This is a genomic window from Clostridium estertheticum subsp. estertheticum, from assembly GCF_001877035.1.
Taxonomy (GTDB): Bacteria; Bacillota; Clostridia; order Clostridiales; family Clostridiaceae; genus Clostridium_AD; species Clostridium_AD estertheticum.
Map to the genome: position 1 here is coordinate 2,852,173 of NZ_CP015756.1, position 18,660 is coordinate 2,870,832.

15 protein-coding genes are annotated in these 18,660 nt (G+C 30.9%); all 15 read right to left on the reverse strand.

Going from position 1 to position 18,660, the window contains the following annotated elements; genetic code table 11:
* Positions 1 to 241: 241 nt before the first annotated feature.
* The 15 genes from rny to infB all read right to left on the reverse strand — a co-directional run bounded on the left by rny (position 242) and on the right by infB (position 18,660).
* Complete coding sequence (gene rny / locus A7L45_RS13095; RefSeq protein ID WP_071613193.1) at positions 242 to 1,801, reverse strand: ribonuclease Y; 1,560 nt, start codon at positions 1,799 to 1,801, stop codon at positions 242 to 244.
* Between the two features lie 310 nt (positions 1,802 to 2,111).
* Positions 2,112 to 3,167 (reverse strand): recombinase RecA, encoded by a 1,056-nt coding sequence (recA, locus tag A7L45_RS13100; RefSeq protein ID WP_071613194.1) that lies wholly within the window; start codon positions 3,165 to 3,167, stop codon positions 2,112 to 2,114.
* A gap of 166 nt (positions 3,168 to 3,333) precedes the next feature.
* Positions 3,334 to 3,879: a CDP-diacylglycerol--glycerol-3-phosphate 3-phosphatidyltransferase gene (gene pgsA / locus A7L45_RS13105; RefSeq protein ID WP_071613195.1), complete on the reverse strand. Its 546-nt coding sequence runs from the start codon at positions 3,877 to 3,879 to the stop codon at positions 3,334 to 3,336.
* Entirely contained in the window at positions 3,863 to 5,200 is a 1,338-nt protein-coding gene (gene rimO, locus A7L45_RS13110; protein WP_071613196.1) for a 30S ribosomal protein S12 methylthiotransferase RimO, read from the reverse strand. Before rimO ends, pgsA begins: the two co-directional genes overlap by 17 nt.
* A gap of 187 nt (positions 5,201 to 5,387) precedes the next feature.
* Positions 5,388 to 7,694, reverse strand: coding sequence for an FtsK/SpoIIIE family DNA translocase (locus A7L45_RS13115; protein WP_071613197.1), 2,307 nt, complete (start codon positions 7,692 to 7,694; stop codon positions 5,388 to 5,390).
* 194 nt (positions 7,695 to 7,888) lie between these two features.
* Complete coding sequence (locus A7L45_RS13120; protein ID WP_071613198.1) at positions 7,889 to 8,572, reverse strand: ClpP family protease; 684 nt, start codon at positions 8,570 to 8,572, stop codon at positions 7,889 to 7,891.
* A 56-nt stretch (positions 8,573 to 8,628) separates the two neighbouring features.
* Positions 8,629 to 9,819, reverse strand: coding sequence for an aspartate kinase (dapG, locus tag A7L45_RS13125; protein WP_071613199.1), 1,191 nt, complete (start codon positions 9,817 to 9,819; stop codon positions 8,629 to 8,631).
* Positions 9,820 to 9,880: 61 nt separating this feature from the next.
* Positions 9,881 to 10,156, reverse strand: coding sequence for a YlmC/YmxH family sporulation protein (locus A7L45_RS13130; protein WP_071613200.1), 276 nt, complete (start codon positions 10,154 to 10,156; stop codon positions 9,881 to 9,883).
* An 84-nt stretch (positions 10,157 to 10,240) separates the two neighbouring features.
* Positions 10,241 to 11,515: a M16 family metallopeptidase gene (locus A7L45_RS13135; RefSeq protein WP_071613201.1), complete on the reverse strand. Its 1,275-nt coding sequence runs from the start codon at positions 11,513 to 11,515 to the stop codon at positions 10,241 to 10,243.
* Positions 11,516 to 11,609: 94 nt separating this feature from the next.
* Positions 11,610 to 13,736 (reverse strand): polyribonucleotide nucleotidyltransferase, encoded by a 2,127-nt coding sequence (locus A7L45_RS13140; protein WP_071613202.1) that lies wholly within the window; start codon positions 13,734 to 13,736, stop codon positions 11,610 to 11,612.
* Between the two features lie 109 nt (positions 13,737 to 13,845).
* Complete coding sequence (gene rpsO / locus A7L45_RS13145; protein WP_071613203.1) at positions 13,846 to 14,109, reverse strand: 30S ribosomal protein S15; 264 nt, start codon at positions 14,107 to 14,109, stop codon at positions 13,846 to 13,848.
* Positions 14,110 to 14,243: 134 nt separating this feature from the next.
* Positions 14,244 to 15,164 carry a bifunctional riboflavin kinase/FAD synthetase gene (locus A7L45_RS13150; protein WP_071613204.1) on the reverse strand — a complete coding sequence of 307 codons (921 nt, stop codon included), beginning with the start codon at positions 15,162 to 15,164 and terminating at the stop codon, positions 14,244 to 14,246.
* Between the two features lie 12 nt (positions 15,165 to 15,176).
* Positions 15,177 to 16,046 carry a tRNA pseudouridine(55) synthase TruB gene (gene truB, locus A7L45_RS13155; RefSeq protein ID WP_071613205.1) on the reverse strand — a complete coding sequence of 290 codons (870 nt, stop codon included), beginning with the start codon at positions 16,044 to 16,046 and terminating at the stop codon, positions 15,177 to 15,179.
* A 101-nt stretch (positions 16,047 to 16,147) separates the two neighbouring features.
* On the reverse strand, positions 16,148 to 16,564 hold the full coding sequence (gene rbfA, locus A7L45_RS13160; RefSeq protein WP_071613206.1) for a 30S ribosome-binding factor RbfA: 417 nt from the start codon (positions 16,562 to 16,564) through the stop codon (positions 16,148 to 16,150).
* 20 nt (positions 16,565 to 16,584) lie between these two features.
* Positions 16,585 to 18,660 (reverse strand): translation initiation factor IF-2, encoded by a 2,076-nt coding sequence (gene infB, locus A7L45_RS13165; protein WP_071613207.1) that lies wholly within the window; start codon positions 18,658 to 18,660, stop codon positions 16,585 to 16,587.

Below are 18,660 nucleotides of genomic sequence, written 5' to 3' on the forward strand. Positions count from 1 at the left end.
TTTTTTACCCCCAATATCTATATTAATTCTATGTTTTATATTAACACAATTTTCTTTCTTTAAATAAACTATATAATTTGTATTGTATTAATATATCATTATTTTTTTATGATGTAAATGGAACAAATTATTTTTATTCACAAGTTTCACCATTTAACATATAGTTAATACTTTGCGCAAAAAAATCCTCTTAAGATTTAGAAATATTCTAGATTTCAAGAGGATTTGTTATTATATGTTTTTATTTCGCATAATCAATAGCTCGTGTTTCACGAATAACATTCACCTTAATTTGCCCTGGATATTCAAGTTCATTTTCAATTCTCTTAACTAGATTTCTTGCCATTTCGACAGCACCAGCATCATCGATTACATCTGGTTTAATCATAATTCTGACTTCTCTTCCAGCTTGGATAGCATATGACTTCTCCACACCTTCATAAGAATTTGCAATTTCTTCTAGTTTCTCTAATCTTTTAATGTATGCTTCTAGAGTTTCTCTTCTTGCACCTGGTCTTGCAGCTGATATAGCATCTGCCGCTTGAACTAGTATCGCCTCGAGAGATTGTAACTCAACATCACCATGATGCGCTGCAATAGCATTTACTACGATAGGCGACTCATGATGTTTTTTAGCGATTTCTGAACCTATAAGTGCATGCGGTCCTTCAACTTCATGATCCACAGCCTTACCTATATCATGAAGTAACCCACATCTTTTAGCAAGTGTTGGGTCAATTCCAAGTTCTGAAGCCATAAGTCCCGCTAAGTATGAAACTTCTATTGAATGTTTTAATACATTCTGACCATAACTAGTTCTGTATTTTAGTCTTCCAAGTAGCCTAATAATTTCTGAATGAAGACCATGAACTCCCGTTTCGAAAGTTGCTTGTTCTCCCTCTTCTCTTATATCGCTATCAACTTCTTTTTTAGCTTTTTCTACCATTTCTTCAATCCTTGCAGGATGAATTCTTCCATCCACTATTAGCTTCTCAAGTGCAATTCTTGCAACTTCTCGTCTAATCGGATCAAATGCGGAAAGAATTACTGCTTCAGGAGTATCATCTATTATTAAATCTACGCCCGTAAGTGTTTCTAGCGTTCGAATGTTTCTACCCTCTCTGCCTATTATTCTTCCCTTCATCTCATCATTTGGAAGAGAAACCACATGAACTGTTGTTTCTGCAACATGATCAGCCGCACATCTTTGAATAGCATAAGTAATAATTTCTCTTGCCCTTTTATCTGCTTCTTCTTTTGCTTTAGTTTCAATTTCTTTTATCATAATTGCAGCATCGTGTTTAATTTCTTTCTTTATTTCTTCTAACAATACTTGTTTTGCTTCATCAGATGTTAATCCTGATAGTCTTTCCAATTCTCCCCTTTGTTTTGTGTATAAATCTTGTACACTTGTTTCTACAGTCTCAATTTCTTGTTGCTTTTTATTAAGATTTTCTTCTTTTCTCTCTAACACATCACCTTTTTTATCTAAAGATTCTTCTCTTTGGATATTTCTTCTTTCTAACCTTTGAACTTCATTACGTCTTTCTCTTGATTCTTTTTCTAAATCAGTTCTAAGTCTGTGAACTTCTTCCTTCGCCTCTAAAATAGCTTCTTTCTTTCTTGTTTCAGCTTCTTTCGCGCTATCATCAAGAATTTTTTTAGCTTCTTTTTCAGCCTCGGAAATATTTGCTTGAGATTTATTTTTTCTAGTATAAACTACAACAAAACCAACTACAGAAATAACAATCAAAATAGCACAAACTACTATAAAAATTAGTAAACCTTTAGTATTATTCATCGATTATCAACACCTCCCTTGCTTATTTCAAATCTATTTAAGAGTAAATATGAAAGCTAGAAAAGGTGCTATATTTATTTAGTTGGTAGCAATTAAAATATGCAAACCAGTATTTGTATTTATTTTATATTACTTTTCAATTAATGTCAAGATTATAGGAATTAAATAATCTATTTTATCGTTATATATCCAGTACTATAATAATATCCTTTAGTTATATGTATTACTTATAGTTTTAACTAAAATTATATAAAATTAATAAACAAACAATTAATAATTAATTAAAGAAAAAAGCAAGTATAAACTTGCTTTATGCTTCCTTCTTACTAGCTTCCTTTTTAGTTACTTCTTTTTTATTAATTTCTGGATTATTGTATAATGGCAAATCGTGTTTTGCTCTTATTTTGTTTTCTATTTCTAGCATAACAAGGGGATTCTCGGCGAAATATTGTTTTGAATTTTCTCTTCCTTGTCCAAGACGTATATCTCCATAGGAAAACCATGCCCCGCTTTTTTGTACAATTTCTTCTGTAACACCTATATCTAGGACATCACCCTCACGAGATATGCCGTGACCATACATAATATCGAATTCAACTTTCTTAAATGGAGGAGCTACTTTGTTCTTAACAATTTTTATTCTTGTTCTATTACCCATAAATTCGTCACCTTGTTTAATTGTATCTATTTTTCTAATATCTATTCTAACAGATGCATAAAATTTAAGTGCCCGACCACCAGGAGTTACTTCTGGGCTACCAAACATTACTCCAACTTTTTCTCTTAATTGATTTATGAATACAAGAACACATTGAGACTTATTTATGGACCCTGCAAGTTTTCTTAAAGCTTGAGACATAAGTCTTGCTTGGAGTCCTATATGAGAGTCTCCCATCTCGCCTTCAATTTCAGCTTTAGGTACTAATGCTGCTACTGAATCCACAACAATTACATCAATAGCTCCAGAACGTACTAGCGCCTCTGTAATCTCTAAAGCCTGTTCACCAGTATCCGGTTGTGAGACTATTAAATTTTCTATATCTATTCCTAGAGCCTTAGCATATTCAGGATCTAATGCATTCTCTGCATCTATAAATGCAGCTGTTCCACCATTTTTTTGAGCTTCTGCAACTATATGGAGTGCAACTGTAGTTTTACCTGAAGATTCTGGTCCAAAAACTTCAATCATTCTTCCTCTAGGTACTCCACCTATACCAAGTCCTATATCAAGTCCTAAACAGCCGGTAGAAATGGCCTCTACATTTAACTTACTATTTGCTCCGAGTTTCATTACAGAACCTTTTCCAAATTGTTTTTCTATTTGACCCATAGCAATTTCTAATGCTTTTAATTTTTCATTATTCATAAATTTCCCCTTCGGGCTCACCATCCTTCATTAACGAACGTCTGTTCCATTGTAAGTATACACTATTTATTTCACATGGTCAACATGCATTGTAATATAATATTTCCAATTTTGTAACACTATAGTAAGTGCATATTTTTATTATTAACAGTCTTTAATAATTTAATCACTTATCAACTCTAATTGTGCCTTTATTTTTTACAAAATAATCGACACCTGATATTATTGTAATAATTACTGCCGCACCCATGAAAACATCAGTAAATATATTTAATGTATTATTCACATAAGATAAATTTATCAGAGCTGTTATTATAGCTACTATTTGAATAACGGTTTTTAGTTTTCCCCACTTACTAGCTGCAATCACTTTTCCCTCTGACGCAGCTATTGTTCTAAGACCTGAAACTGCAAATTCTCTAGCAATTATAATCATAGCTACCCACCCATACACTATATGAAGTTCTACTAATGATACAAGCGCCGCAGTTACTAATAATTTATCGGCTAGTGGGTCCATAAATTTTCCGAAATTAGTTATTTGATTTCTACTTCTTGCTATATAACCATCCAATTTATCAGTAAGAGAAGCTAAGATAAAAATAATTGTAGCAAGTTCTCTTCCATAAGGTATACCTTTAGCTGCTATAAAAAGTAAAAATATAGGTACTAAAAAAATTCGTATCATTGTAAGTCTATTTGCAAGATTCATAGCACACAACTCCTATTAAATCATATTCTAAAGCTTTAGTAACTTTCACTTTAACAAATTCTCCCTTATCATAATTTTTATCAGATTCGAAGAAAATATTACCATCTACTTCTGGTGCCATTTCATAATTTCTACCATAATAAGTTTCACCATTAAAACCTTCTACCAAAACTTTATAAATCATTCCTATTTTTTTATTATTAATTTCTTTTGATATACTTTGTTGCATAATCATTAATTCCTCTTCACGCTTAACTTTTATTTCCTCTGAAATTTGATTTTCCATTTCGCAGGCTTCAGTTCCCTCTTCCTTAGAGTACTGAAAAACCCCTAGTTTATCAAACTTGGTTTCTTTAATAAATTGTTTTAACTCATCAAAATTTTCCTGAGTTTCTCCTGGAAATCCTACAATTAGAGTAGTTCTAAGTACTAATCCCTTAATATTTTTTCTCATCTTATTTATATTTTCTGTTATAATATTTTTTCGGCCTTTTCTTTTCATTAATTTAAGAATATCATCACTTATATGTTGGATTGGTATATCTACATATTTGCAAACTTTATCATTTAAAGCTATTTCATCAATTATTTCATCTGTCATTTCTTCTGCATAACAATAAAGTACTCTAATCCATTCAATTGTGCTTATTTCAGAAATTTTGCTGATCAGTGTGTGTAAGTTCTTTTTACCATAAAGGTCAATTCCATATCTGGTTGTATCTTGAGCTACCAATATAATTTCTTTACATCCACGTTCACTTAATCCCTTTACCTCTTGTATTATATTTTCCATCTTTCTACTTCTATATTTTCCTCTAATATTTGGTATTGCGCAATATGTACAAGCATTATCACACCCTTCTGAAATTCTAACATAAGCAGAATAGGTTTCTGTAGTTAATACTCTTTGTCCTTCATTTATGTTTTCATCACTATAACTACAATATTGTACTTTAATTTTTTTTAAAAGCACCTCTTCTATACTACTTAATAACTTGTTATAATCGTTAACTCCGAGCATAATATCAAGTTCTGGCATAAGTTCAAGCAGCTCTGATCCATAACGTTGAGTTAAGCACCCCGTTGCAATTAGTACTGTGCACTTATACTTTTCCTTATATTCAGACATTTCTAGAATAGTGTCTATTGACTCTTGTTTTGAAGATTCTATGAATCCACATGTATTTACTAAAATTATATCTGCTAGTTTAGGATCATTTGTCATATTATATCTTTCACTTAAACTACCTATTATAATCTCACTATCAATTCTATTTTTATCACAACCTAAATTTATAACTCCAACTTTCAATTTTTCCATAAGTCAGCCTCCTTGTTTGTCTCTGCGGTAAATCCCATTTATTAACTTTTTCCTCGTTGTTTAGTTCTTAAAACAGATAATAACTATTATCTATTATCATTCTATATTTGTATACATAAATTATTGTAAATGTGATTTACAAATTAAACAAGGGTATTTACAATTATTCTTACAAAAATTTGTTTTATTAACTTTTAAGCTCAGCATTGCTTACCAATATTTCCCTAGGTTTACTTCCATTTCTACCAGATATAATCCTACGTTCCTCCATTTGTTCTATAATTCTCGCTGCTCTATTATAACCTATTTTTAGCTTACGTTGCAATAAGGAAGTTGATGCTTGACCATTTTCAACAACTATTCTAATTGCTTCATTTAACAATTCATCAATGCCTTCATTATCATCTTTCTTTACCGAACTACTTTCTATTTCATCTATTATTTCTTTTTCATAATTCACCTCTGTCTTCTGGTCCTTTATAAAATTAACAACTCGTTCAACTTCTTCTTCTGATACAAAAGCTCCTTGTATTCTAATTGGTTTAGCCTCTCCAGACGGATAAAAAAGCATATCTCCTTTACCAAGTAATTTTTCTGCACCAGCGGAATCTAAAATTGTTCTTGAATCTATTTGACTTGAAACCGCAAATGATATTCTTGAAGGTATATTAGCCTTTATCACGCCTGTAATAACATCCACCGAAGGCCTTTGCGTAGCAATTACTAAATGCATTCCTGCCGCTCTTGCCATTTGTGCGAGCCTACCAATATACTCTTCTACATCATTTGCACAAACCGTCATTAAGTCCGCTAACTCATCAATTATTATGACAATCCATGGTAATTTTTCTTCAAGAATGCCTTTATTAACCAATTCATTATATCCCTCAATACTTCGCACATTATTTTCTGCAAAACTCTTATATCTTCTTGTCATTTCATTAACAGCCCAATTTAAAGCACCTGCTGATTTTTTTGGATCTGTTACAACTGGTATTAATAAATGAGGTATTCCATTATAAATATTTAATTCAACAACCTTGGGGTCAATTAGCAATAACTTAACCTCCTCTGGTGAATATTTATAAAGTAAACTTATTATTAATGAATTTATGCAAACACTCTTTCCGGAGCCCGTAGCCCCAGCTACTAATAAATGTGGCATTTTTGTTAAGTCCGAAACAACACAATTACCACCTATGTCTTTTCCTAAACTAAAAGACAAATTTTTGTTTGTTTCTAAAAATTCATTAGACTCTATTACTTCTCTTAAGTACACTGCACTTAACTCTTTATTTGGCACTTCAATTCCTACAGCCGCCTTACCGGGTATTGGTGCTTCAATTCTTACACCCGACGAAGCTAAATTCAATGCAATATCATCTGCTAAATTCACAATCTTGCTCACCTTAACCCCAGCATTTGGCTGAAGCTCGAACCTTGTCACTGAAGGTCCTTTGGTAACTTGAATAACTTTTGCTTCAACTCCAAAGCTACTTAATGTCTCTTGCAATTTATTCGCATTATTAAGTAATTCTTTTTTATCATTTTTATTCATTTTAGAAGTAATATTTTCATTTAATAACTCCAAAGTAGGATATTCATATTTATAGTTTGGCTTTATTTGCACACTATTTAATTGAATTTCTTGTTCAAGCTCTTGCTTTATAGAATTATCTATGTGCTTTACTTTTGTGCCTCTTGTATTATCACTCTTATTAATATTAGGGGCTTCATCTTCATTTTGTACTTGGCCTTCCGCTTCAATATCATTTGACTTTATAAAATCAATTATTTTAATTTTGTTGCTAATATCTTTAATAAATTTGTTTTTCCCTCCACTTGAAACCGCTAACTCTTCTTGACTATCATTGTTTTCTATATATAGCTCCTTACTATCATTTTTATTAGTATCTCTTTTAGTAATAAATCTTTCCTTAAAATACATAAATACATCATTTAACGATACGTTTAATATTATAATTAAACAAATTACATAAATGGCAATAAAAATTATACAACTTCCAACATCACCAAATAATGTGTACATTGGTACATCAATGGAATAACTAATAATACCACCGTGTAAAACACTTGATGATTTATATATTTTATTTATTCCAAGCAAAAAATCTCCTTTAACATAGTACTCATCTAAAGTTAACATTTGTATAAATAGCAATGTGTTCATTATAGTAAGCATTATCCCATAAAACTTTTTACTAAAATTTATCTTACCTTTCTTAACAATATCACAAAAACCTATAAATAATATCAAAAACGGAGAAAGATATGCACCTAACCCCAAAGTCGCAAAAAGTAGATGATTAATAAAATTACCAATCATACCTGATATTGAATTAGAATTTGAAAATATAGTTGAAAATATGCTTAATAACATTAATATGCCTATTGTTATTAATACTATTCCAAAAATTTCACTATCACTATCTACAATCTTAGAACCTTTAGATTTAGTCTTTTTTCTGGCCAAAGTATCACCTCAATTTTTATTAGTTCTATCTTTATTATTTCTACAAACATTATAAATCACCTTTATCTTTAAATAGATTTATAAATGTATTTTAAACTACTTCTATAAGAATTACCATTAGAATCTGGTGGTTATAATAAACAGTCAATAAAAACAGATATAAATAGGTCATTTAGACCTATTTATATCTGTTTTTAAACTTTATCTATCATTTCATTTAACTTTGATAAAGCTTCACTTATTCCACCAACTTCATCTATTAGCCCATTATCCACTGCTTGTTTTCCTATGAGTATAGTACCCATATCATTTAAAAGCTCATCAGTTTGAAGCATTAGTCTATTTACCGTTTCCTTGTCAATCTTTGAGGTTCTAATAATAAATTCTGTGATTCTCTCTTGCATTTTATTAAAATACTCAAAAGTTTGAGGTACTCCTATGATTAAACCATTCATTCTTATAGGGTGAATTATCATAGTTGCAGATGGAGAAATAAATGAATATTCAGCAGCTGTTGCTAGTGGTATGCCTATTGAATGCCCTCCACCGACCACAAGTGACACTGTTGGCTTACTTACGCTGCGAATCATCTCCGCTATTGCAAGTCCCGCTTCCACATCTCCTCCTACAGTATTTAGGACTATAAGAATACCTTTTACTTTTTCATCTCTCTCCATAGCAATAAGTTCTGGAATAACATGTTCATACTTAGTAGCCTTTGTTTGAGGAGATAACATCATATGTCCTTCTATTTGCCCAATAATTGGTAAAACTTGAATCCTATCATCCTGAGTTGCAACATTAGTCGTTCCAAGTTCTTTGATACTTTCTACCTGATCATTATTCTTATCTTCATTGTTTTTTTGAGTTTTTAACATTTGCATTCCTCCTAATTCACTTTATTTTGTGCATTAAGAGAAACTATATACATTTTTTAACCTAATTTAAATTCTCTATGTAGTGCGATAATAGCTTCTTGGGCATCTTTTGTTTCTACAAGACACCATATTGTCATATGAGAATCTGCTGTTTGTAATACTTCAATTTTTTGTTTTGTTAACGCCTTAAGTATTCTCGCCATAACACCAGGTATACCTCTCATTTTTGAACCAATAATTGCAAGTTTACTACAATCACTAACATAAGAATAAGATATATTAAGTTCTTTTGTTAAATCGGTAAATTTAGTAAAGTCTTTTTCATCAATAGTAAATATTTTCTCTTTAGGAAAAACGTTTATAAGATCTATACTTATAAAATTTTCAGCTAGAATATCAAAAAGATCATCATAGCTAGAACCAGAATTTTTAGTTACTTTTATTTGAACCCTATTATTCATATGTGTAATTCCTGTAATTATATTATTATCATCTTCACTATCAAAATTTGAAATTACAGTTCCGTCGCACTCGTTCATAGTATTTTTTATTACGAGTGGTATATTATTTTTTTTACATATCTCCACTGCTCTTGGGTGTATAACCTTTGCTCCTTGATCCGCAAATTGAAATATTTCATCATAACTTATCTTTTTTATTAAAGTTGCCTCAGAAACTATTCTTGGATCCGCTGTCATTATTCCATCTACATCAGTGTATATTTGGACCTCTACTGCGTTAAGCGCTGCGCCAAGTAGTGCAGCTGTAACATCACTTCCACCTCTCCCAATGGTCGTAACATAGCCCTTGTCATCCATACCTTGAAATCCTGCAACTACAGGAACCTTTCCGCTTTTCAGAATACTTAATATCCTTTTTGTGTCTACATTAAGTATCGCAGCATTTGTATATCTACTATCTGTAATTATACCTGCTTGTCCTCCAGTTAAAGGTAGCGTACCAATTTTATTATTATTTAATTCATTGCACATTATTACAGTGCTTATAATTTCACCACAACTCATTAGTAAATCTATTGCTAATGGATTTGCAAGTTTAAAATCATCATCTATTTGTGATAACAGTGTATCAGTAGCATAAGGCTCACCTTTTCTTCCCATAGCAGATACTACTACCACTGGTAAATATCCCTCAGCCTTTGCATTTATTACTTTGCTTGCTACAAGCTTTCTTTTTTCCTTAGTTGAAACAGATGTACCGCCAAACTTTTGAACTAATATCTTCATTTTTGACCTCCTATAATAATCATTTATCTAAACTGCAATATTAACAATTTTTGAAATATCGTTAAACATGAGATTTTTTTAATAATTCATTATCAACATCAATAATTATAGTCCTAGACCCTATTTTTTTAACATATTCCCAAGGAACTTCAATAATATCGTTATTTCGAAAAAAGCTGAACTTAGAACTGCCATCGTTTATAATTAAAAATTTTAAAAAGCCATTCTCATCAATAACTACATCATTACTACCTAAATTGCTATATTTATCACCATCATTAATATTTATGATTTCATATCTTTCCATTTCACTATACATTTTTACATTGTCTTCCATTTAAACATCTCCTTAACACTTCTCATAAAATAATATGGATTATATTAAGGAGATATACCTTATTTTTATATTTTGTTAAATAATTTACTTGTCCACGGAAATAACATTACCATCAAAAACTTTTTTAAGCATTTCATTTTCTCTTCCTACATATGATGAATTTATTATACCTATTTTGAAGGTCTTTTCCATTACAGCATTTACTTTCATCATATCTATCTCATCTATTTTTTGTAATATTTCTTCAGGCGTATTTATTTTGTCCATAAACAGAGCTGATTTTCCATTGCTAAACATTCTGCTACTTGTGCTTTCAAGTCCTAAAATATAGCTACCCTTTAACTGTTCCTTAGCTTTACTTAATTTTTCATTAGTGATTCCTAGTTTCGCAAAGTTACTAACTTCTTTTTTTATAACATCAATAGCAACTTGAGCATATTTTGGATTAAGCCCAGCATAAATGCTTACAACTCCTGTATTTTTAAATGATGATATATAACAATAAATCGAATAACATACCCCTAAATCTTCACGAACCTTTTGAAATAATAATGAAGACGATCCACCGCCAAGTATATTGCTTAATAATATTAATGTATAAATATCATCTTCTCCAAGACCTACACCGGGAATTCCTAGACTTATATGAAGTTGTTCAATATCTTTTTTTCTAAAATAATGGTTATTAAATATTTTTGGGCTACTATATTTAGTAATCTGTTTATTTTTATAGCGCCACTTACCAAAATATTTTTCAACAAGTTTCTCTATATTTTCCATATTAAATTTACCAGAAATAGATATTACTGAGTTTTCTGGTATATAATACGAATCTATATAATCTACTATCATTTTTCTATTAAAAGAATTTACAGTATCTATTGTTCCTAAAATTGGTAGCGAAATAGAGTCTGATTCCCAAATTGCTTTTGTATGCAGGTCAGCTAAAACATCTTCTGGTGAATCCTCGCTCATATTTATTTCTTCGACAATTACACCCTTTTCCTTTTCAATATCTTCTTCACAAAAAGTACTGTTAAAAAGCATATCCGAAATAATATCTAATGATAAATCAAGGTGAGTGTCTAATGCTTTTATATAAAAGCATGTAGCTTCCCTACTTGTAAATGCATTTATTTGACCACCGACATCTTCAATGGTTTCAGCAATTTGTTTTGCAGTTCTAGCTGTCGTTCCTTTAAAAAGCATATGTTCAATGAAATGTGATATTCCACTGTTAACTGTATTTTCATTTCTAGAGCCATTTTCCACCCATAAGCCTACACTTACAGAATTCACATATTCAATATTTTCAACTGCAATCCTTAAACCATTATCTAACTTAATCAAATTATACATATGCGCCTCTCCTTAGTGAGATTTTATATTTATTATGTGCATATTAGTGTTTTTTATTTAAAAAAAATAAAAAGGCACCTAAGCCCCTCTATTATTATTCATTCAATTTTTTTTCATTCTCTTTTTTTTCATTTTCGCTATCTTTCATAGCATCTCTTCTTGAAAGATTTACTCTTCCCTGATTATCTATTTCCATTACTTTTACTAATATTTCATCGCCAACTGATACAATATCTTCTACTTTATTAACTCTCTCAAAATCAAGTTTAGAAATATGAACTAATCCTTCTTTATTAGGTAAAATTTCAACAAATGCTCCAAAAGCAGCAATCTTAGTTACTTTTCCTAAATATATTTCTCCAACTTTAACAGATTTAGTTAACTGTTCAATTATTTCCACTGCTCTATTTGCGCTCACGCCATCGTTAGACATAATTACAATTTTTCCATCATCACTAGTATCTATTTTAACACCAGTTTCTGCTATAATTTTCTTTATAGTTGCTCCACCTTTACCTATTACATCCCTAATCTTGTCAGGTGCAACATTTAGTACATACATTCTAGGAGCATACTTTGACATTTCACTTCTTGGAGCTGCTATACATTCATTCATTTTTCCAATTATATGAAGTCTAGCTTTTTTCGCATCTATAATTGCAGTTTTAATGCAGTAATTAGATAATCCATGAAGTTTTGTGTCAACTTGTATAGCTGTAATACCATTAACAGTTCCAGCTACTTTAAAGTCCATATCGCCAAAGAAATCTTCTATACCCTGAATATCAGTTATAACTTTTTCTTTAGATAAATCATCATTTGTAATTAGTCCCATTGCAATTCCAGCTGCCGGCCTCTTAATTGGAACTCCAGCATCTAATAGTGCCAAAATACTTGCACTTACGCTTGCTTGAGATGTTGAACCATTAGAACTTAATACTTCTGATACCACACGAATTGAATATGGAAATTCTTCTACAGATGGTAAAAGTGGTTCTACTGCTTTTTCAGCTAGTGCTCCATGTCCGATTTCTCGTCTTCCAGGTCCACGCATTGGTTTAGTTTCTCCTACGCTATAAGCTGGAAAATTATAATGATGCATATATCTTTTAGTATCCTCATCACTTATTCCGTCTAGTATTTGTGCTTCTTTTAATGCTCCAAGTGTCGCAACTCCCATAACTTGAGTAAGTCCTCTTGTAAAAAGACCTGTTCCATGAGTTCTTGGAAGTATTCCTACCTCACAACTTATTGGTCTAACTTCATCAAAAGCTCTTCCATCAGGTCTTCTATTTTCATTTAACATCATATTTCTAACTATTTCTTTTTGAATATTATAGAAAATTTCACCTATATCTGATTTTTTATCAGCATATTTTTCATCAAATTCAGCGCTTATTTTTGCTTTAATTTGATCAACCATTACATTTCTCTCATCTTTATCCATTATGTACATTGCTGTCTTCACCATATCAAATGAGAACTTTCTAACTTCACTTTCGAGAGTTTCATCTATTTTTTTAAACTCAGGAATGTTTTTTTTCTTTCCAAATTTAGCTACAGCTTCTTCTTGGAAAGCTACTATTTTTTTACATGCTTCAAAAGCAAAGTCGATTGCAGCTATCATTACATCTTCAGCTATTTCGTCTCCACTAGCTTCTATCATTGTTACATTGTCTTTTGTAGCACAAACTGTAAGCTTCATAACACTTACTTTTCTCTCGTCTGCTGTTGGGCTTAATATGAATTTACCATCTACTAAACCAACTGAAACTGTTGCTACAGCATCAGTAAAAGGTATACTTGATATACATAATGCAAGTGATGCTCCATTCATAGCAAGTATTTCAGGTGAATTATCTTGTTCAACTGATAGTACTGTACAAACAATTTGAACATCATTTTTATAACCTTTAGGAAATAGCGGTCTTAGAGGCCTATCTATACCTCTTGCAGTTAAAATTGCTCTTTCTGATGGTCTTGCTTCTCTTTTTATGAAGCCACCAGGAATTTTACCAACAGCATAAAGTTTTTCTTCATATTCTACACTTAATGGAAAGAAGTCGATACCGTCCCTAGGTTTTTCTGAAGCATTTGTATTAACTAAAACTACTGTCTCACCATAACTCATAAAAATTGCACAGTCTGATAACATTCCAACCTTACCATATTCAACTTTAAGCTTTCTACCTGCTACAATCGTTTCTATAGTATGAATCATATATTTGCCTCCCCTCAATTCAAATTACCAATATTTGTATAAACATTGGTAGCTAATCGTATATATTTTGCCCTAACCTAAAATAATAGAGCGGCTAAGCCGCTCTGAATTATTTTCTTAGTCCGAGTTCTGCTAGAATTGCACGATATCTTTCAATATCTTTGTTCTTTAAGTAACCTAACATACCTTTTCTTTGACCAACCATCATTAATAGACCTCTTCTTGAATGGTTATCCTTTTTATGAACTTTTAAATGCTCATTTAACTCTGTAATTCTTTCAGTTAAAAGTGCAATTTGTACTTCTGGAGAACCTGTATCTCCTTCATGTCTTGCATGTTTTACCATTATTTCTTGTTTTGTAGTCTTTGTCATTTTACAACACCTCCGAATAAAATCCCCATATTCCAAGTAGACCGTTGGTGATTCGGCTAACTTAGCATAAGGTTCAAATCAATTATAACAAACTAAGATTAAATTGTAAATTAATTTTTACATCTTTACGTTTATTATTCTATTTTCTGATTATAAGCATACTCCTTATCCTTTACAAGCTGCTGCTTTAGTTCCTCTACAGTATTAAATTTAACTTCATCTCTTATTCTGTTTATAAAGTTTATTTTAACTATCTCACCGTAAATTTGCTTGTCAAAGCCTAAAATATGTGTTTCTACTGATAATTTACCACCTTCAACAGTAGGATTGTATCCTATATTGGTTATAGCTTTATAAAGACAATTATCATATTCAATTACAGTATAATATACCCCTCCCTTTGGAAGAATATATTCCTTATTATAATTTAAATTTACAGTTGGAAAACCAATAGTTCTACCAAGTTGTTTGCCGGTAATCACTTTTCCAATAATAGTATGTGGACGTCCTAAAAGTTCATTTGCTTTAACAATATTACCCTCAGCAATTAGATGACGAATTTTTGAACTGCTTACAATTTCATCATTCACACTAATTGCATCACAAACATATAGCTCATATCCAAGTATTGTGCTATATGCCTTAAGCATTTCTACATCGCCTAAATTCTTATAACCAAATCTATAATTAAAACCAACAATTATTCCCTTAACATTATAGCACTTAACCATATTCCTTATAAATTCTTCAGGAGTTATCTTCATAAAATCTTTATCAAAATTAGCTAAATTAACTATATCTATACCTGTGTCTTCCAGTAATTTTACTTTAGTATCATTATCCATTATAAGCTTTGGGCAAATTTCTTTATTTATAACAGACAATGGATGATTTTTAAAAGTACAGATCATACTTTTAGCATTATTTGCTTTTGATAATTCCACTGTTTTATTTATAAGGTGCATATGTCCCAAATGTAGTCCATCAAAACTTCCGAGTGCAATAAACGTTTGATATTTAAGATTAGTTTTAAAATTATCTTCTATAATTAACATTTTAATATACTCCTATATAAATGATTTTATTAGTCTAACACCATCATCACTTTTATCCGCAATTCCAATAAAATCATTATCATTATTATATATACTATACATAATGCCAGATTCAAACTTACAAATTAGTGCCTTATCCTTTACTATAACACCATTTAATAAGAACTTAATAAATCTATCTTCTATGGTAATCCTAGCATTCGCACTAAAAATAGTTTCTATAGGCATAATATATTTATTTATATTTTCTTCATTTAATTCATTAATATTTATAGCATTATCAATATGAAATTGACCTGTAGCAGTTCTTTGTAGATTCCACATCATGCCACCGCATTTCAATTTTTCCCCAATATCATAACACAGACTTCTAATGTATGTACCTTTAGAACATTTTACCGTGAATTTTATATAAGGTAATTTAATGTCCGTAATATTTATGTCATAAATTGTTATAGGTCTTGCTTCTCTCTCTATTTCTATTCCAGCTCTCGCTAACTCATAAAGTTTTTTTCCGTTAACCTTTAGAGCTGAGTACATAGGTGGGACTTGCTTTATTTCTCCTATAAATGATTTAATAGCTAGCGTAATTTCATCTACGCCTGAATTAACTTCACTTTCTTTTAGAATTTTCCCCTCTCTATCATAAGTATCTGTAATAACGCCCAATTTTAATTCAGTTTCATAAATTTTAAAGTCTCCCATTATATAATCTATAGCCTTTGTTGCTTTTCCTATACAAACAGGTAAAACCCCGCTAGCTTCAGGGTCTAGAGTGCCAGCGTGGCCTACTTTTTTCACTTTACTGATTTTTCTTATTAAACGCACTACATCAAAAGAAGTAATTCCTGTAGGTTTAAATACATTTAATATACCATTCATTTCATCAACTCTTTTTCTAAAATTTCCATTAATTTAACTTTATCATTATCAAAACTTACTTTAACACTATTTTCATCTTGTTAATGATATCGTTAATATTATTAGTCTTCACTTTTTATTTCATCCTCAATCTTTGTTTCTTCTTCAATCTTTTTCTCATGTTCATCTTTATCTTTTGCCTTTATTTGATGAAAAATATTTTCTAAATGTATTGCACGTTCTATTGTTTCATCTAGCTCTATAATAACCTGAGGAACATGTCTTAACTTAACATGCATTCCTATTTCTTTTCTTATAAGACCAGCTGAACTTTTAAGTGCTTGAATTGTTTCTTTCTTTTCAATTTCACTTCCAAATATACTAACATAGATCTTTGTATAACTTAAGTCTTTTGTTGTATCTACTTTTGTTACACTAACCATAGCACTTAATCTTGGATCTTTTATTTTGTTTTGAATTGTATTGCTTACATCTTTTTTAATTTCTTCATTTATTCTACCATTTCTATAACTAACCATACAACCCACTACTCCTTATCTTATACTAGTTTTGGTTTTATTTCTTCCATTATGAATGCTTCAATGATATCTCCTTCTTTAAGGTCATTGAATTTCTCTACACTTAATCCACATTCAAATCCAGCAGCAACTTCTTTTGCATCATCTTTAAATCTCTTTAATGAAGCTAAAGTTGATTCAGTTATAACTATTCCATTTCTAAGAACTCTCACGCTACTATTTCTAGTAATTTTACCAGTCAATACATAAGATCCTGCTATTGTACCTACATTTGAAACTTTATATATTTGTCTTATTTCTACTCTTCCTAAAACAACTTCTTTATATACAGGATCGAGCATTCCAAGCATTGCTAATTTTATATCATCAAGAGCATCATAAATTATTCTATATGTTTTAATTTCTACTTTTTCTTTTTCTCCAACTATTGCAGCATTATTATCAGGTCTTACATTAAACCCTATAATTATTGCATTTGATGCAGCCGCAAGTACAACATCAGTTTCTGTTATAGCTCCAACTCCAGAATGTATAACTCTTACTTTAACATTATCAGTGGATAATTTTTCAAGTGATTGTCTTACAGCTTCTACAGATCCCTGAACGTCTGCTTTAACAATTACGCCAAGTTCTTTAACAGATCCTTCTTGTATTTGGTTATATAAGTTTTCCATAGAAACTCTATTACTAGCTTGAAAATGTTCTTCCCTTAAATTTGTTTTTCTAGCCTCAGCCATGTTTCTTGCAGTTTTCTCATCTTTAATTACATTAAATCTATCTCCAGCTGATGGTACATCAGATAATCCAAGTATTTCTACTGGTATAGATGGGCCTGCTGTCTTTATTTTTTTACCCTTATCATCAAACATTGCTCTTATTCTTCCGTAAGTTGATCCAACTATTATAGAATCACCAGTGTGAAGTGTACCATTTTGTACAAGTAATGTAGCAAGTGGTCCGCGACCTTTATCAAGTTTTCCTTCTATTACAGTTCCTTTTGCGTGTCTTTTAGTATTTGCCTTAAGTTCTAACATTTCTGCAGTAATTAGTATCATTTCAAGTAAAGTATCAATACCTTCTTTAGTATGCGCTGATACTGGAACACAAATTGTGTCTCCACCCCAATCTTCTGCTACAAGTCCATGTTCTGTTAGTTCTTGTTTAACTTTATCTATATTAGCTCCTGGTCTATCTATCTTGTTTATAGCTACTATCATTGGAACACCTGCAGCCTTACAGTGATTTATAGCTTCTTCAGTTTGTGGCATAATACCATCATCAGCCGCAACTACTAAAATAACTATATCTGTTATTTGAGCACCACGCGCCCTCATTGCTGTAAAAGCTTCATGACCAGGTGTGTCTAAAAATGTTATTTTTTCTCCATTAATATTAACAGTATATGCACCTATATGTTGTGTTATTCCGCCAGCTTCTGTTTCTGTAACCTTAGATTTTCTAATACAATCAAGTAATGATGTCTTACCGTGATCAACATGACCCATAACTGTAACAACTGCTGGTTTTTTATCAGTACCTAATTCAGCGTCATTTTCCTCAATATCTTCATCATCAGCAATTTTTCCTTCTTCAAGGTCTTTTAGTACAGCAAGTGCACCATATTTTTCTATTACTTTTTCAGCTGTTGCAAAATCTATTTCTTGATTCATTCCAGCCATAACACCTATGAAAATAAGTTGTTTTATTACTTCAACATAAGGTCTTTTTAATGTATCAGCCAAATCTTTAACTGTAATAGTACTTTCGATTACTACAACTTCGTCATCGATTGGTTCAACAGCATTGTTGCCACTTCCTAATTCATCACGACCTTTTCTGCCTCTTTTTCTTATGACAACTTTATTAGCATCTTCATTAGCTAAGTTTTCATAGTGTTCTACTGTTTCATTTTTATTATCCTTAAGTCCTGAATTTTCGTCACTATAAAGTTCCTTAATTAATTCAGCATCCTCTTCCTCAATCACACTCATATGATTTTTGGCCTTTATACTAAACTCTTCGAATAGTACATTAATTAATTCTTTACTTGACACTTCTAATTCTTTAGCTAATTCATATATTCTGACTTTTGCCAA

Bases quoted from the DNA above. Each gene is read 5' to 3' on its own strand.
- dapG (WP_071613199.1), bottom strand. From the start codon at position 9,819: ATGAAGATATTAGTTCAAAAGTTTGGCGGTACATCTGTTTCAACTAAG.
- rbfA (WP_071613206.1), bottom strand. From the start codon at position 16,564: ATGGTTAGTTATAGAAATGGTAGAATAAATGAAGAAATTAAAAAAGAT.
- recA (WP_071613194.1), bottom strand. From the start codon at position 3,167: ATGAATAATGAAAAATTAAAAGCATTAGAAATTGCTATGGGTCAAATA.
- A7L45_RS13130 (WP_071613200.1), bottom strand. From the start codon at position 10,156: ATGGAAGACAATGTAAAAATGTATAGTGAAATGGAAAGATATGAAATC.
- pgsA (WP_071613195.1), bottom strand. From the start codon at position 3,879: ATGAATCTTGCAAATAGACTTACAATGATACGAATTTTTTTAGTACCT.
- truB (WP_071613205.1), bottom strand. From the start codon at position 16,046: ATGAATGGTATATTAAATGTATTTAAACCTACAGGAATTACTTCTTTT.
- A7L45_RS13120 (WP_071613198.1), bottom strand. From the start codon at position 8,572: ATGTTAAAAACTCAAAAAAACAATGAAGATAAGAATAATGATCAGGTA.
- A7L45_RS13140 (WP_071613202.1), bottom strand. From the start codon at position 13,736: ATGATTCATACTATAGAAACGATTGTAGCAGGTAGAAAGCTTAAAGTT.
- rny (WP_071613193.1), bottom strand. From the start codon at position 1,801: ATGAATAATACTAAAGGTTTACTAATTTTTATAGTAGTTTGTGCTATT.
- rimO (WP_071613196.1), bottom strand. From the start codon at position 5,200: ATGGAAAAATTGAAAGTTGGAGTTATAAATTTAGGTTGTGATAAAAAT.
- A7L45_RS13135 (WP_071613201.1), bottom strand. From the start codon at position 11,515: ATGTATAATTTGATTAAGTTAGATAATGGTTTAAGGATTGCAGTTGAA.
- A7L45_RS13150 (WP_071613204.1), bottom strand. From the start codon at position 15,164: ATGTTAATTATAGAAGATAATTTTAAAACTAATCTTAAATATCAAACG.
- rpsO (WP_071613203.1), bottom strand. From the start codon at position 14,109: ATGACAAAGACTACAAAACAAGAAATAATGGTAAAACATGCAAGACAT.